This window comes from Occallatibacter sp. (genome assembly GCF_049802275.1).
Classification (GTDB): Bacteria; Acidobacteriota; Terriglobia; order Terriglobales; family Acidobacteriaceae; genus Telmatobacter.
Genome location: NZ_JBARMD010000396.1, coordinates 1 through 15842 on the forward strand (window position 1 = coordinate 1; position 15842 = coordinate 15842).

A 15842-nucleotide genomic window follows, 5' to 3' on the forward strand; every position below is an offset into this window, starting at 1 on the left:
AGCTGCAGATCCCTCCGCTTCGGTCGGGATGACAGCTGTTTTTTGCGATTGTTGTCCAATGACCGCCGGCAGGGAAGTGACGAAAGGTAGCCGCAGATCCTTCCGCTAAGCGTCAGGATGACAATGAGAATGGAGAAATCGGAAGGCGGTAGAGTCATCGCCGATGCGAACACTCGACTGATGAACGCAGTCTCTTCGTACCTCAGTCCCTTGTTCCCTCGTTCCCTGCTTTTAAAAATAAATCGGCGGCAGGAGCCCTCTCCTGCCGCCACCGGTATTGACTAAAACCGCATTTGCTCTCTGCTTACACTTCCAATGACGGAAAATCTCCTCTACTGGTTTACAGCAGGCGCGGAAGAATTTTCTCCCGGTCCTCCACCATCGAGCATCCCCTGCGGTCCTGACGGCGATCCAGGAGGCGGACCAGGCGCTCTGCGGTCACCGCCATTGCCCGGCCAGCCTTGGCCGCCGCGATGCATGTCTCGCATTCCGTCGCGGTTCTGGCGGAACTCCTGCACCTGCTTCCATTGATCCGGCGTCAGCTTGGCGCGCAGCTCAAACAGGAATCGCGCATTCGCCTTTTCCAACTCGGCGCGTGCCTGGGCCACCTTGTCAATCTGCGCCAGCACCGCCGTCTCGTTCGGCTGATCGGCCTTCACCAGTGGATCCATCGCGATCTCAGCCTTTTCCACGTTGCCGCGCAAATCCACCAGCTTCTCGCGATGATCCTGGAAGATTGCATCCATCGCCTTGCGCTGATCGTCGGTGAGCTTCAGCTTCTCAACGATCTTGGGATTGTTCCACCACTGTCCCCGATCACCTCGCATCGCCCTCTCCATTGGAGGCCGATGACTCCCGAATCCCGGTCCACCCGAGCCCGGCCCACCCGGTCCCGGTCCTTGCGCAATGGCCATGTCAGATCCCTGCGCGAACACTGTTCCCGCGGCAAAAATAGCCGCCATCGTGATTCCCAACCGTACCGTCATCAAAGCTTTCACTTCTTTCTCCTTCGCTGAATTTCGTCGAATCAGCCAGTGATTCAATTGCCCTTGCTCTCGTCCTCGGTCATCAATGTTGCCAGTGGCTCAAGCGCGCTCGGAACCTCTCGCGCCACGTCGCTGTCTACACTCGCCATCAGATCTTCTTCGTTCTCTTTCAAAACCTGGGCAGCGGCCATCTCGCGCTGCTGCTCTCTCATTCGAGCCGCCTCGACCTTTTGAGCTTCCTGCTGCCGGTAGTTCTGGTACACACCGCCAGAGAGAGTGCCCGCGAACACCACGCACCCCAGCGCCCATTTGGTCACCGCGCTCCAGTTGGTGTGCGCCGCAGCCTTCATCTCGCGCGGACGGCTCATCATTGCGTCGCTCCACGCATCCACGCTCGCCTTGAAGTTACCCAGCGCCGCGCGCAGTTCGGGCTCCAGCATCTCTAGGTTCTCCGCCTGCCCCGTCACCTTCGCATTTTCATCCCTGAGATTCATCGCCTCTCTCCAAATTCCTTCCGCACCCTTGCCAGCGCGCGCGAAAGATGCGCTTTCACCGTTCCCTCACCCATGCCGGTCGCCGCAGCAATTTCTTTCAACTCTAAGTCGTCCACAAAACGAAGCAGAAACACCGTACGCTGCCGCTCGCTCAGATTCTCTACCGAGCGCCATACCTGTGCCACCTGCTCCCGTGCAAGCATGCGCTGCTCCGCGGTCCGCTCGCCGCTCGGCAGCCAGTCGCTCGCTTCATCCAGGTCCACCGCATTGGTGCGCGTATGCCGCCAGAACTGCATGCGCCGATTGCGCCAGTGGTCCTTCTGCAGATTGATGGCAATCCGCATCAACCAGGTCAGCGCGCTGGACTCGCCGCGGAAGCCCGACCAGTTCCGGTGTGCCTTCAGAAAGCAGTCCTGGGTCAGCGTCTCAGCCAGATCCACGTCGCGCGTTGATGCCAGCAGAAAACGAAAAATCTGCGCCCTGTGGCTGCTGACAACGCTCTCAAACTCCTGCGCGGCAACTTCTTCCGCCGTGGCCTTGATCATTGGTTCCAATGCTGTGCAGGCAGCCATCACTCAGGTAGACGCCCCGGTGAGACCCAAGATTACAGCCGACCTGCCATTTCTGGATTTTCGTGCCTGATTCTCACTCTTTCAGACGGGTTGGCGCATCGGAAAGCCGCTAAACCAGCTTCCCCGCCAGTTCTGATGCCTCTGCAGATGGCCCGGCTGAGAATTCGGGACTACCTGCGACTACGACCGGCTAGACGAGGGACTCCACGGGGCCGCTATGCAGGGCTGTCGCTTCCTCTCCAGTTTTCAACCACGTGAGGGTGAGGACGGTAATGTCGTCGTCCTGTCCAAAGTTGACCGCAGCCTGGGCGGCTTGATCGGCGGTGGGACGGCTTGAGAAGAGAGTTTTCAAGCGATCGAAGCTGTAGAGTTCGCCGCTATGGCTGCGTGCTTCCAGCAGGCCGTCGGTGTAAAGAGCGACCTGGTCGCGCTCGCTGAGTTGAAAACTGATCTCTTCAAAAACTGCGTTGGGTCCCAGACCGAGAGGGAGTGCGCCGGGGAAGCTGAGTTCCTGTTCATTCACGAAAGGCCCTGGATGACCGGCGCTGGCGAGTGTACAAGCACCGTTACTGTCCAGGCGAAGCGCAATCGCGGTCGCAAAGCCACCTTGCAGACGGCCAACAAGGCGCCGGTTGATTCCCGCAAGGATTGCTGCAGGACTGGTCGTCGTTTCAGCCAGGACGCGGATGGCGCCGACGATCAGCGACACCGACATCGCAGCCTTGAGGCCTTTTCCACTTACATCGCCGAGGACGATCAGCGTTGAGCCATTTTCAAATGGGATGATCTGGAAGAAGTCGCCGCCCACTTCCTGCGCGGGACGGTAGGCGCTGGTCAGGGAAAAACCAGCCATGGCAGGAATGGTTTCAGGAACCAGAATCTGCTGCAGTTCGCGTGCATTCTGGAACTCCAGCTCCAGGGTTGCCTGGCGACGGCGGTTTTCAACCGTGTAGTGGATGACTGCGTACACAATGGAGAGAAAAAGAAGCGTGCGCAGGACGGTGGGCACGCTGAACGGGTTGCCATTCAGTGTGAATAGCGGAGAGGAAATCTTGTCTGCCAGCGTCCAATGGGTAAAGCGGACACCCTGCTGCGAAGCGTTGGAAATCCAGTAGATCAAGGCGTTAAGAAACGCCAGAATGGCGACCAGCCAGCGGGCGGAGTCGAGGCGCTTGCGCTTGACGATGGCGATGGTGACAAGAATGGCCGGTATTGCCTCAAACAGGACGGCAGGAGCCGTGAGGACGGCATCTGCGATCTGCATCGGAACTTCGCGCATGAAATTGGGGTAAAGGAAGGACAGGGATCCATCGGCGAAAGCGGAGACAATGCCGATGATTGCGACAAGGCGGGTGGCGCGGACGAGCCGCGTGTATGGGTGCAGTTGCAGAAGCCATATGAGGAGAAACCACCCCGAAGCTTCACGGATCGCGATGGAGCTCTGAATCAAAAGCTGTGCAAGGGCCCACGAATAAGGAAGGCGCAGGCCGTTCAGCAGCACCGCAAGCATCGGCATGAACGAGAAGATGCTCATCCAGAAGAGCAGCCACTGGTTCCGGTCGCGCAGCCAGGCGATGAAGCTCAGCAGGGAAACCAGCGCATAGAGCGAGGTCAGGCCGAAGGTGAACTGCTGGCCGCGCAACCAGGCAAAGTCCATGTTGCCTTTGGCGGTGGCGATCGCTTCAGGACTGCCGATCAGCGGGAGACCTTCAAAACCGCCGAGGTTGCTGGGGTCGTTTGAAGCAAGTGCGGTCTTCCAAACCCGGATTGCCAGCACACCGGTGCGAACCGGCCCGAGGCCGAATGTTTGCGGCGGTACGCCTTCGTAAAGAACCATGTTGGGCGGCATGGAGCCAAGATGTCCGACTTCGACGCCGTTCCAGTAGATCTGGAAGGCGTCGTCGATTGCCGGAATGAGCAGGGCAAAGTCGGAAGAAGCACCGGGAGCGGGTGTAATGCGGATGGACCGGCGGTACCAGGCGTAGCCGGTGTAGTTCGGATGGCCCTGCGAACCCCACGTTTTGTCGGCAGTGAGCTGCTCCCAACTAGAATCATCGAACCCAGGTGCGGCCCAGGCAGTGTCGTCGCCGAGATGGAATTGCCAGGGACCGTCGAGGGCTGCAGCGCCTTTGCCGAGGCCGTCCAAAACCAGTGTCCGGCCGGCCGGTTCGCTGAGCTGCGGTGCCCCTCCCGCGTGGGCAACTGCTGGAGCAGCGAAAAGATACACGGCAAGCGGCAGGATGAGGAAGCGCAAGTTCCGGGGAATCATGACGAAAGCATACTCCGGCAGTGTCGCCTTGAAAAAGCGGAGAATGGAATGTGCATCGCGAACTCATATCCCTGGTAATAGAGACCTTCAATGAGAATGTCCTTTACGGGGACGCCGGTGTCTCCTCGGTGTCGGCACATCCTTTCAGAATTCCGCCGGTCACCCCACTAAACCGCTGGCTGCTAAACTGTCGTTGATTCCAACCGAGAGGGATTTCTTCAGCCATATTCCTCCGCAGCAGGAAGCAAGATGCTCCTCGAGTCATTACGCCGGCAGGTTCTCGAAGCCAACCAGGAAATCGCCCGCCGCGGCCTCGCGCCCCACACCTTCGGCAACGCCAGCGGCATCGATCGCACTGGCAGCCAGCCCCTGGTCGTCATCAAGCCCAGCGGAGTCGACTACGCCACTCTGGCCGCCGAAGATTTGGTGATTACCGACCTCGACGGCAAGATTATCGAGGGTCACCTTCGCCCCTCCAGCGATCTCGACACCCATACCCTGCTCTATCGCGAATTTCCGCAGATCGGCGGCATCGTCCACACCCACTCCGAATTCGCTACCGCCTGGGCCCAATCCTGCCAGCCAATTCCTTGCCTGGGAACCACCCATGCCGACTACTTCCACGGCCCCGTTCCCGTTACGGAAGCGCTCACCGCCGAAGAAGTTTCCTCCGGCTACGTCCGCAATACCGGCGCTGTCATCGTCCGCCGCTTTCGTTCCGAGGGTCTCGACCCGGTAGCCGTCCCTGGTGTTCTGGTCGCAGGCCACGCACCTTTCGCGTGGGGAAAGACACCAGCCGAAGCTGTCGAACACGCCGACGTCCTCGAATACATCGCCCGGCTCGCCTTCCGCACGGCCCTCCTGAATTCGGCGGTAGAGCCAATCCCAACTCACGTCAGCGAGCATCATTACCTGCGCAAGCATGGCCCGAAGGCTACTTACGGACAGCGCTGATTCCCGATAACGGGGAGGCTGCTTCTCCGCTCTTGACCGATCTACTCTGACCTTCTTTAACTTAAAATCAACAAGTTAGATGAGATACTAATTTCAGTAGCTCGATTCCTGAGCTCGTATATCTCCTATTGTTTTCTGCATTTTTCGCGGAAATCCACATTTCGTTCGGATAACCTCATCTGTCTGTAAACGTCTTTATCTAACGTAGTCTCTGTCACTTGCCGGTATGGTACCGATGGATGAAGGACGCAACGCGCATGGCAAGCCACGTGCTCTTATTCCTGTGAAGCACGAATCTCACGGTATGGAAAACAGCCTATTCAATCGGTTGCAGGCAACGCTGCTGGCCCTGGCTACGGTCGGCCTGGTGTTGCTCGCCGTGTTGAATTTCCGCCAGGAGAGCAAGTTCGTGCAACCCGATGACGGCGTCTGGTGGGTTGAAGTCAATGGCGGGTTGCAGGCTAACAAGGTTATCCCAGGCAGCCCCGGCCAGCTGGCCGGTATTCACAAAGGGGACCTGCTCACGGCAATTAATGAAGTTCCGGTGTCCCGGGTCTCGGATTTTGAGCACGAACTCTACCGCACAGGCGCCTACCTCAAAGCTGAATACTCCATTACTAGAGATGGGGTGGCTTTGGACACACCAGTCGAAGTCATTCCCGAGCCAACGGATCGCAGCTCGTACCTGGGCCTGCGCTTCATCGGACTCATCTATCTCGCGATCGGCATTTACGTTCTTTTTCGCCGCTGGACCGCTCCACGCGCACTTCACTTTTATCTGTTCTGTCTCGTTTCTTTCGCCTTGAACGCTCTGAAATACACGGGCGAGTGGAACTTCGTTGACAAGACCGTCTTCTGGTCGAACATCGTCGCGGGAGCGCTCCAGCCCGCGCTCTTCCTCCACTTCGCCATCAGCTTCCCTGAGGAACGCTGGAAAGACGCCGGACGCCGCTGGCTTCTCGTCGCCCTCTACGCCCCCGGGATTGCTTTGTTGGGCCTTTGGATTACTGCCATCACCCGCTGGCAGGCCACGGGAATCCTGCTTCTACGACTCAACCAGATTAACTACGCCTACATCGCTGCTTTCTACGTGTTGGCCGCGACCCTGTTCTCGATCAGCTACGCCAGGGCAAATACTCCCCTGCTGCGTCAGCAGCTGAAATGGCTTTATCGCGGCGCATGGCTGGCAGTCGGCCCCTTCACGCTTCTGTTTGCGATTCCATTCCTGCTCGACGTGCGCATGCCAAGCCTGCTCACCAAACTGGCCGGCCTTTCGCTCGTATTTCTCCCCTTGACCTTCTGCTGGTCCATCATCCGCTACCGGCTGATGGATACAGATCTGATCTTCAAGCGCGGCGTGGCCTACACGCTCGCGACGGTAACGCTGGTCGGAGCATACTTCGGCATCATTGCTCTCTCCGCGGACATCGTGCACCAGCGCTTCCCTGAAGCGATTCGCGAGTGGGCCCTGCTCATCGCCGTGGTGGTTACAGCAGCAGTCTTTGAACCCCTAAAGCGCCGCATCCAGGGCTGGGTCGACAAGGCATTCGACCGCCAGAAATACGACTACCGCAAGGCCCTCATCGAGTTTGGCCGGAGCCTCAGTTCCGAGACCAACCTCGACGCACTGCTCAACTCGATCGTCGAGCGCCTGCCGCGCACTCTACTCGTTTCGCGTGTCGCCCTCTTCCTTACCCAGCCCGCCGGAGGGTTGCGCCTCGCAGCATCGCATGGACTGCTCTCTTCCGTCTCTGATCGCAAGCTTTCCCTCGGCTTCCTCGACTTCGATCGCGCCGCACACGATCACTCGCATATCTTTCTTGAGAATGCCCAGCAGGCCCTTCATCTTCCGCCCGAACAACAGAGCACTGCTGCGTTGCTCGATCTTAACTACTACCTGCCCTGCCGCGTCCAGGACGGCGCAGCCACCCGCACCATCGCCGTGATCGGGCTCGGACGCACTATCGGCGGCGACTTCCTCTCCAGCGAAGACGTAGAGTTGCTCGAGTCGCTGGCCAGCTACATCGGCATCGCGCTGCAGAACGCCAGCCTCTACGCGCGCCTTGAGGTCAAGATCAGCGAGTTCGAGCGCCTCAAGGAATTTAACGAAAACATCGTCGAATCCATCAATGTCGGTATTCTCGCACTCGATCTCGAAGACCGCATCGAGAGCTGGAATGCGCAGATGGAAGCCATGTATGCGGTGAGCCGCGGTGAAGCCATCGGCCAGAAGCTTAGTGACGTCTTCCCTGACGACTTCGTCTCTGCTATTGAAGGATTCCGCAACGAAGCCGGCATTCACAACCTGTACAAGTTCCACCTCACCACCAAGGCCGGCGAACAGCGCACCGTCAACATCGCCATCGCGCCGCTGCTCTCGCGCGACTTCGTTATCGTGGGCCGCATCGTCCTGGTCGACGACATCACCGAGCGCGTCTCACTTGAAAATCAGCTCGCACAATCTGACAAGCTCAGTTCCATCGGCTTGCTCGCCGCCGGTGTCGCGCACGAAATCAACACACCGCTTGCGGTCATCTCCTCGTACTCGCAGATGCTCTCCAAGCAGATGCGTGGTGACGCCCGCCTCGGTCCCGTGCTCGAGAAAATTACGCAGCAGAGCTTCCGCGCTTCCGAAATCGCAAACGGCCTGCTGAATTTCTCGCGCACCTCAACCACCGAGTTCCGCGAAACCAATCTCAACCAGGTCATTCGCGATACGCTATCGCTTCTCGAACACCAGCTCAAAACCGCACAGGTCCTCGTTGACACCGATTTTGCAGAGGACCTGCCGCCCATCCATGGCAACCCGGGCAAACTGCAGCAGGTGTTTCTCAATCTGCTGCTGAATGCCAAGGAGTCAATGCCGGGCGGCGGACGCCTTCGCGTGGCTACCCTCGCAAATGGTCATGTGGAAGCAACTGTCTCTGACTCAGGTTCGGGCATCGCACCCGAACATCTGAAACGCATCTACGATCCTTTCTTCACTACAAAGACCATGCCCAGACCAGGCGAGAGGCGTGGCACAGGTCTTGGACTTTCCGTTTCCTACGGGATTATTCAGGAGCACGCGGGCAAGATTCATGTCGAGAGCGCCGTCGGCGCCGGCACAACCTTCCACCTTGAATTCCCGTTATTGAGGAAATCGGTACATGTCTGATGTTGATCAGTCTTTGAATTTCTCGTCATCTGGTTCAGTCTTCTCGTCCGGCTCTGCCGCGGGAAGCATTCTCGTCATCGACGACGAGGGCGGCATCCGCGAGTCGCTTGAAGTTCTGCTTTCTCTCGAAGGCTATTCGGTGAAAACCGCCCCCGATGGCGAGCAGGGCTTGCGCATGCTCGAATTGGAAAGCTTCGATCTCGTCCTGCTCGATCTCGCGCTGCCCGGCCAAAGCGGCCTCGATCTCCTTCCCCAGATCAAGGAGCGCCAGCCCGAAACGCCGGTCATCATGATCACCGCTTACGGCACCGTCGAGAATGTCGTAGAGGCCATCCGTGCCGGCGCTGAAAACTTCGTTCAGAAGCCGTGGGACAACGAGAAGCTGCTCGCCGACATTCGCTCCGCAGTTGCACGCTACAAAGCCGAAGAAGAAAACCTGCAGCTCAAGCGCACCCTTAGACAGCGCTACAACTTCGCCAACATCGTTGGTAAAAGCGAAATCATGCTGCGCGTCTTCGACCTGATCTCGCAGGTGGCGCCCAGCCGCTCCACCGTTCTCATCCAGGGCGAAAGCGGAACCGGCAAGGAACTTATCGCGAAGGCCATTCACGCCAACTCGCCGCGCCGCGACAAGCCCTTCGTACCCATCAACACCGGCGCCATGCCGACTGAGTTACTCGAGTCCACGCTCTTCGGCCACGTGAAGGGCGCGTTTACTTCTGCGATCGCCTCCAAGAAGGGGCTCTTCGAAGTCGCCAATGGCGGCACACTTTTCCTCGACGAAATCGCCACCATGGGCTCGGACACGCAGGCAAAGATTCTGCGCGTTCTGCAGGATCGCCGCTTCATGCACCTCGGCGGCATTCAGGAGATCCAGGTCGACGTACGCATCATCGCCGCGACCAATATCGATTTGCGCCAAGCCGTACGTGAGGGCAAGTTCCGCGAAGACCTTTTCTACCGCCTCAACGTGATCACGGTTGATCTGCCGCCGCTGCGCTCGCGCCGCGAAGATATTCCGCTCCTGGTAAACCACTTCCTCGAGTTCTACGCCAAAGAAAATGGCCTCTCGCCGCGACGGCTCTCTGCTGACGCGTTGCGCGCTCTTATCGATTATGAATGGCCCGGCAATGTTCGCGAACTTGAGAACTCGATCGAGCGCGGCGTGGTGCTTTCATCAGGTCCGGTGATCGGCTCGGAGCTCCTGCCCGGACACATCACCGGGCGCAGCTTTCAGGATGCGCTGCTCGAGCATAATCCCAACGCCTCGCTCTTTGACATCCTCGAAGACATCGAGCGCCGCATCATCGTTGAAAAGCTTGAACGCTGCAACTGGAATCAGACCGATGCCGCCGAGCAGTTTCACATCCCGCTCTCCACTCTGAATCAAAAGATCAAGCGCCTGAACATCGAGATCCGCAAACGGGGCCGCGAGTAGCAACAAGCAGTTCGCCGCGGTGAGTTGCCAGGATAGTCTCGATACGTTGTGATCTTGATTTCATAAACCGTCATCTTGAGCTGAGCGGCCTGGGGCTGCCCACGATTTGTTGCGACCGGAAATCATCTGGCGTTTTGCCAACCATCGTTGGGTTATATTGCGGCTGAATGAAAAACGGGTCGATTGCGCTCGGATTGTTACTGAGGCGTAAGGCGCAATGCTTATTTTTAAATGACAGGAACCACTAACTTTACGGCCCCGCCGGTTCCCCCTCGCAAACGGACACTTTACGATGTAGATTAGCTGCGAGTGGACTTTACTTGAAAGAACCCTCAATGGAAGTGCAGACATGAAACTTTCAGAGAAATCCGAGCTTGATCTAAGTCGAGATCGTTCATCTGAATCCCGCGTGCTGCTCATCGGCCATGATCGGAATTCCGAACCCCTCGAACAGCAATTGACGAACCTTCACTGCTCATTTACTCACGCCGCCGGAAGTGCCGACGCCCTTCGGCAACTGCGCGAGACTCCTTTTGCTGTCGTAATCACAGATCCCGATACCAGCATTCAGGAGGACCTCGCGCTGGTGGATGAAATCTGGCGCTTGAGGCCCAGCGTGCGCGTGATTGTTCTCGCCCCAAGCGGTACACCGGAGGACCTGATCGCAGCGTTGCGCCGACGCGTCTTTCTCTGCCAATGTGCCCCTTTTGACGAAAGAGAAATTGCAAGGTATGCGAAGAGTGCAATTGAAACAGACAATTCCCACGTCGGCATCGAGGTGCTTTCCGCTGATCGCAACTGGATCTCGGTTCGGATGAACTGCGACCTGTTGAATGCAGATCGCCTGACTGAATTCTTCAAGCAGTTCCAGATGACGCTACCGGAGCGGCCGCCTGAAGAGATGATGGTTGCATTTCAGGAAATCCTGAATAATGCCGTCGAGCATGGTGGTCAGAATGATCCTACAAAGCTATTAGAGATAGCCGCTGTGCAAACCGCGCGCGCATCTGTTTTCTATATCTCTGATCCGGGAAAGGGATTCCGTCCCGATAACATTCCGCACGCCGCAATCTCCTACTCGCCGGATGACCCGACGCGCCATATTGAGGTTCGTAACAGATCGGGAATGCGCCTCGGCGGATACGGAATTCTCGTCGCCAGCGGAATCGTGGATGAATTGATTTACAGCGACGTCGGAAACGAAGTGCTTCTCATCAAGCACATGGACAGCCCGGAGCGGCGCCGATCTACTTCAGAGGAATCATGGATACCGAGCAGAAAAAATGACATGTTGGAGTGTTGAGAGTGCCTGCTCAGGTCGTGGTTTATGACTGCGGCCCAGGTGTTGGCTGAAGGCAGGAGATGAAGGCACGGGTAGCGCACAATCCGCTCGAAACTCGAAAGAGCTGTCTGCTGCTCCCTCAACACGCGTTGTCCTGTTAGCATCCTTCGACTTGAATTCGCCTAACTGCCTGGTGCATCGGCAACCATCATTCGGCGCGTAGTGTGACAGCCGGTTCGACGCGCGTTCCAGCACGAGCGGGGATAAGGATTGCAACGAGAGCCACTAATGACAGAAGCAGCGGGACAAGGATGTACGTCCACGGGTCATATACGCTGACCTGGAACAGGAGCGTCTTCAGCATGCGCGATACTGCCAGTGCAGTGGCGAGCCCGACCGCCATGCCCACCAGCACCATGCGCAGGCCGTCCTTTGCGATCAGGCGCAGGATGTTGGCTCGCGTGGCGCCGAGGGCCATGCGTAGGCCGATCTCGTGTGTCCGCTGCATTGTCATAAACGCGATGAGGCCATAAAGGCCGACAACCGCCAGCACCAGACCCGTCAGAGCAAAAAATCCAAGCAGCGTTGTTTCAAAGCGCGGGCGGTCCGCCAGTCGGTTGAGGGATTGATTCAGGGGCTCCATCTCAACTGGAATGGTGCGATCGATGGAAGAAACCTCCGATCTGACCCACGGCTCAATCGCAGCCACCGGGAGGGCGCTATCCACAATCACCATCAAACGGTTTTCGCCCCAGTCGCCGGATACGCTCCGGCGGAGCGTGTACATCTCCGGATCACTCTGTTCAGTAAGTCCGTTGTTTTTTACGTTGTCTGCCACGCCAACGACTATGGCTCCGGCGCCGCTGACATGTGCGCCCGGCAGGAATTGCTTTCCAATGGGGTCCTCACCGGGAAACAGGCGCTCGGCCAATAACCGGCTAAGAATCACTTCGCGCTCATCTCCTGTGCGATCCTGATCTGCAAAATTCCGTCCGCGCACAATCGGAATGTTGAGTACGCGAAAATAGTCGGGCGTCACGGATCGGCCCACAACAGTTCCACCGGTCCCTGGAGGGATCGGTGGCTTGCCCTGCACGCACAGGTCGGAGAATCTAAAACCGTCTTGCCACCCTCCCGGTGGAGTAGAGTCCGTCATCCCCACTGCACGTGTGCCGGGCAGCCGCCGTAAAGATGATTCAAGACGAAGATAGAAGTCCATGACCTTCTGATTTGTGTTGTAGCGCCACCAGGGAAGCGCCACTTTCACGGTCAATACTCCACCAGTCTGCATTCCGAGATTCTGGTCTTCGATCTTTGTAAAGCTGCGCAGCAACAGCGCCGCACCTGAGAGCAGGATGATGCTGATGGCGATTTGCGTCGTGACCATGCTGCGCCTCAAAAAAGCGTGATTGCGCGACATAGATGCCTTGGCGTTCAGCGCGGCTAATCCTGGTTTCTGCAGCGCCGCAGCAGAACCGAAGATCACTCCGCAGAGGCACGAGACCAGAGCCGCAAACAGTGCAATACGCAGATCGAGATGGGCTTTGCTGATGAATGGGATTCCGGTCGGCGCGAGGCGGACAAACACCATGACGAGTGCCTGCGCTATAGCAAGCCCCGCTAGGCCTCCCGCGAACGAGAGCACAAGTGCTTCAGTCAGCGCCTGGCGAATTAGCCTGCCCCTGCTCGCGCCGATCGCCGAACGAACCGCAAGCTCGCGCTGCCGCCCCGCTCCGCGTGCCATCATCAGTCCGGCTACGTTCGCGCACGCAATCAGCAAAACCGCAAGGACAAACCCAAAGAGAACCCACGCGACCGGCCGCGCGTCCTGCGTCTCGCGATCGCGCAGCGTCCGGATGCTGAGACGAGTTTCACTTTTCGCCGAAGGAGGGAACCACTTGACGTCGCCGTTGAACAGAGGCAGCATCTGCGCGTACGCCTGCTCCACGCTGACACCAGGCTTGAGGCGCGCAAATACCCGTTCTGGGTAGCCGAAACCCCCATTGACTTTCTGCTGAATCGCAGGATCGAGGGCAAAAGGAGAGACGATATCTGCTGCTTCCAGAGTAGGAAACTGAAAATCCCTGGGCAGGATGCCCACAACTCGGGCGGGATTGCCATCCACATTGATCATCCGGTCCAGGATGTGCGGGTCGCCGTTGTAATGCCCCTTCCACAGCCCGTAGGAAATCATTACCACGGGAGGTCCGTTGGGGCGATCCTCCTCTGGCAGAAAGTTGCGGCCAAGAGCCGGAGAGATTCCGAATAAAGGAAGAAAGCTTGCCTGGAATGAGATGCAGCTCAGTTGCACTGGATCGTTCTCAACCAGGTCGCAATTGTGGACCCCTGTGTTCTGCGCCGCGAGAGCCGAAAAAGGGGTCTGATCCTTCTGCCATTCCACATAGAAGCGGCCCATCACAAACTCCTGCCGCTCCAGTGGGTGCACGAATCCCAGCGACACGATTCGACTCGGTTCCGCATAGGGCAAAGGCCGGAACAAAATGCGATCTACAACGCTGAAGACGGCCGTTGTCGCGCCAATGCCAAGTGCGAGAGTGATCAGCACGCTGATGGCAAACAGCGGATTGCGGCCAAATCCGCGAAACGCGTAATGAACGTCCTGCATTACCGTCCCGATCCACCACCCGGGACGCTGCCGCTCGCATTGTTCCCGCGTGGGCTCGATCCCGCCAAATTCAATCAGTGCCCGCCGGCGCGCTTCGGCTGGTTTCATTCCAGCCGCAATTCTGGTTGTGATCGCCTGTTCGAGATGAAACTCGATCTCTTCATTGAGTTCGGTGCGCCTTTTGCGAAAGATCAGGAAACGAAGCCGCGTCAGAAGTTCAGAGATCATGAGGACGCCTCCACAGCCCGGCCAAGGACAGACGCGATTGCCGAGGACAAGCGATCCCAGCTAGCCAACTCCTTCGCGAGTTGCTTCTTTCCTGTCTGGGTCAGGCGGTAATACTTCGCCCGCCGATTATTCTCAGTGATCTGCCATTCCGATCGTATCCATCCCTTGTACTCAAGACGATAGAGAGCTGGATAAAGCGAACCCTGCCCGATCTGCAAGACGTCTTTCGACAGTTGTTGGATACGCTGAGCCACGCCCCAGCCGTGCATTGGCTCAAGCGCGAGAGTCTGAAGAATCAGCAAATCCAGTGTTCCCTGCAGAAGGTCAGTTGATTGCGGCATCTTCTCCTCTCGACATTCGACAATAGCTTTACGCGCGTTCCTGTCGGATGTCAAGGGTAGTAGTATGGGGCAACTCTAGTCTCTGGAGCGGCCGCACTTGGCTCTCGATGGCGGAGTCGTGTTGGTTGCAAAGACTGGTCAGGGCTTCTGATATACGAGGAGATCCGTCTGGGTGGGGCTTGCCGGGAGCCCGGATTCCTCGTAGAGGGTATGGCCGTCGTCACTATGCCCTGATACAAGCCCCGTGATTTGGACGCTTGCAGCACGACTCAAGCCATGCCATCGACTCTAGGAGTTGACGGCGGCTTTGCGGGATTCCGTGTCGAAGATGGTGGGATCGGGCTCTTTAAAGAAGGCGGCGTGCAGGGAGCGGACGGCTTCGTCGGCGTCGTCTTCTTCGATCATGAAGCTCATGTTGATTTCGCTGGCACCCTGGGAGATCATGCGCACGTTGACGTGCCTGATGGCGCCGAAAACCTGGGCGGCCATGCCGCTTTGCCCGCGGATGTCTTCGCCGACGAGACAGACGAGCGCCTTTTTGCCTTCGTATTTCACATCGGCGAGCTGGCTGAGGTCAGCGGCGATGAGGGGCAGCTTGTCGTTGGAGTCGACCGTGAGAGAAACAGAAACCTCGCTGGTGGAGACCATGTCGACGGGGCACTGATGCTTGTCGAAGATGTCGAAGATGGCCTTGAGGTAGCCGTGCGTCATGAGCATGCGACTGGCGACGACGTCGATGATGGAGAGCTTCTTTTTGACTGCGATCGATTTGAAGGGGCTGCTGCAGTGGGGCGCGATGGAGATAATGCGCGTGCCTTCGTTCGACGGGTTCTTGCTGTTGAGTACCAGCACCGGAATGTTTTTGCGGACGGCGGGCAGAATGGTAGCGGGGTGCAGGACCTTGGCGCCGAAGTAGGCGAGCTCGGCTGCTTCTTCAAAGCTGATTACCTTGACGCGGAGGGCGTCGGGGCAGACGCGTGGGTCGCTGGTCATGATGCCATCAACGTCGGTCCAGATCTCGATGGCGTCAGCGGCGAGCGCTCCGCCGAGAAGAGCGGCGGTGAAGTCGGACCCACCGCGGCCGAGCGTGGTGGTGATGCCGGCTTCGTTAGAGGCGATAAAGCCGCCCATCACAGGAACCTTGCTCTGCTCGAGCAGAGGGCGCAGGTGTTCAGCGGCGCGTTTCTCGATGAGCACATCGAGGGGAACGGCTTTGCTGAATTGCGAATCGGTGACGATGACTTCGCGCGCGTCGACATGAGCGGCGTTGATGGTGCGCTCGGCAAAGGCGGCGGCGATGATGCGGCTGGAGAGTCGTTCGCCGTAGCTGACGACGAGGTCGGAGATGCGCGGCGTGAGCTCGAGGATGGCGGCCAGCCCACGGAGGATTTCATCGAGTGAGTCGAACTTCTGCTCGATGAGATTGCAGAGAGAAGCGGAGTCGGCTGGTGTCTTGATGAGCGCGCACGCGGTGTCGCGATGACGGGCGCGGAGG

11 protein-coding genes are annotated in these 15842 nt (G+C 58.2%); 4 read left to right on the forward strand and 7 right to left on the reverse strand.

The window, feature by feature from the left end; genetic code table 11:
* Window positions 1-332: 332 nt before the first annotated feature.
* From WA354_RS13825 to WA354_RS13840, 4 genes are all read right to left on the reverse strand, one after another.
* A complete protein-coding gene (locus tag WA354_RS13825; RefSeq protein ID WP_472813599.1) occupies window positions 333-998 on the reverse strand; it encodes a Spy/CpxP family protein refolding chaperone in 666 nt (221 codons plus the stop codon).
* A gap of 41 nt (window positions 999-1039) precedes the next feature.
* Window positions 1040-1480 carry a hypothetical protein gene (locus WA354_RS13830; protein WP_472813600.1) on the reverse strand — a complete coding sequence of 147 codons (441 nt, stop codon included), beginning with the start codon at window positions 1478-1480 and terminating at the stop codon, window positions 1040-1042.
* On the reverse strand, window positions 1477-2052 hold the full coding sequence (locus tag WA354_RS13835) for an RNA polymerase sigma factor (RefSeq protein ID WP_472813601.1): 576 nt from the start codon (window positions 2050-2052) through the stop codon (window positions 1477-1479). The genes WA354_RS13830 and WA354_RS13835 overlap by 4 nt, the downstream gene beginning before the upstream one ends.
* Window positions 2053-2242: 190 nt before the next feature.
* Window positions 2243-4321, reverse strand: a complete 2079-nt coding sequence (locus tag WA354_RS13840) for a PP2C family protein-serine/threonine phosphatase (RefSeq protein ID WP_472813602.1) — start codon at window positions 4319-4321, stop codon at window positions 2243-2245.
* A gap of 249 nt (window positions 4322-4570) precedes the next feature.
* Between WA354_RS13840 and araD the strand changes: the two genes are divergently transcribed.
* The 4 genes from araD (at window position 4571) to WA354_RS13860 (ending at window position 11173) form a co-directional block, all read left to right on the forward strand.
* Window positions 4571-5275, forward strand: a complete 705-nt coding sequence (araD, locus tag WA354_RS13845) for an L-ribulose-5-phosphate 4-epimerase AraD (RefSeq protein ID WP_472813603.1) — start codon at window positions 4571-4573, stop codon at window positions 5273-5275.
* 304 nt (window positions 5276-5579) lie between these two features.
* Complete coding sequence (locus tag WA354_RS13850; protein ID WP_472813604.1) at window positions 5580-8432, forward strand: ATP-binding protein; 2853 nt, start codon at window positions 5580-5582, stop codon at window positions 8430-8432.
* Entirely contained in the window at window positions 8425-9870 is a 1446-nt protein-coding gene (locus tag WA354_RS13855; RefSeq protein ID WP_472813605.1) for a sigma-54-dependent transcriptional regulator, read from the forward strand. Before WA354_RS13850 ends, WA354_RS13855 begins: the two co-directional genes overlap by 8 nt.
* Window positions 9871-10219: 349 nt before the next feature.
* A complete protein-coding gene (locus tag WA354_RS13860) occupies window positions 10220-11173 on the forward strand; it encodes an ATP-binding protein (protein ID WP_472813606.1) in 954 nt (317 codons plus the stop codon).
* A gap of 187 nt (window positions 11174-11360) precedes the next feature.
* Here the strand turns inward: WA354_RS13860 and WA354_RS13865 are convergent, their stop codons facing one another.
* From WA354_RS13865 to lysC, 3 genes are all read right to left on the reverse strand, one after another.
* Window positions 11361-14006 (reverse strand): ADOP family duplicated permease, encoded by a 2646-nt coding sequence (locus WA354_RS13865; protein ID WP_472813607.1) that lies wholly within the window; start codon window positions 14004-14006, stop codon window positions 11361-11363.
* Window positions 14003-14347 (reverse strand): PadR family transcriptional regulator, encoded by a 345-nt coding sequence (locus tag WA354_RS13870; RefSeq protein WP_472813608.1) that lies wholly within the window; start codon window positions 14345-14347, stop codon window positions 14003-14005. Before WA354_RS13870 ends, WA354_RS13865 begins: the two co-directional genes overlap by 4 nt.
* Window positions 14348-14635: 288 nt before the next feature.
* The coding region (lysC, locus tag WA354_RS13875; RefSeq protein WP_472813609.1) for a lysine-sensitive aspartokinase 3 at window positions 14636-15842 on the reverse strand (1207 nt) is incomplete at its 5' end.

What these genes read in the sequence shown, in the direction of transcription:
- WA354_RS13860 (WP_472813606.1), top strand. Translation starts at nt 10,220, where the DNA reads ATGAAACTTTCAGAGAAATCCGAGCTTGATCTAAGTCGAGATCGTTCA.
- WA354_RS13855 (WP_472813605.1), top strand. Translation starts at nt 8,425, where the DNA reads ATGTCTGATGTTGATCAGTCTTTGAATTTCTCGTCATCTGGTTCAGTC.
- WA354_RS13840 (WP_472813602.1), bottom strand. Translation starts at nt 4,321, where the DNA reads ATGATTCCCCGGAACTTGCGCTTCCTCATCCTGCCGCTTGCCGTGTAT.
- WA354_RS13870 (WP_472813608.1), bottom strand. Translation starts at nt 14,347, where the DNA reads ATGCCGCAATCAACTGACCTTCTGCAGGGAACACTGGATTTGCTGATT.
- WA354_RS13865 (WP_472813607.1), bottom strand. Translation starts at nt 14,006, where the DNA reads ATGATCTCTGAACTTCTGACGCGGCTTCGTTTCCTGATCTTTCGCAAA.
- WA354_RS13830 (WP_472813600.1), bottom strand. Translation starts at nt 1,480, where the DNA reads ATGAATCTCAGGGATGAAAATGCGAAGGTGACGGGGCAGGCGGAGAAC.
- araD (WP_472813603.1), top strand. Translation starts at nt 4,571, where the DNA reads ATGCTCCTCGAGTCATTACGCCGGCAGGTTCTCGAAGCCAACCAGGAA.
- WA354_RS13835 (WP_472813601.1), bottom strand. Translation starts at nt 2,052, where the DNA reads ATGGCTGCCTGCACAGCATTGGAACCAATGATCAAGGCCACGGCGGAA.
- WA354_RS13850 (WP_472813604.1), top strand. Translation starts at nt 5,580, where the DNA reads ATGGAAAACAGCCTATTCAATCGGTTGCAGGCAACGCTGCTGGCCCTG.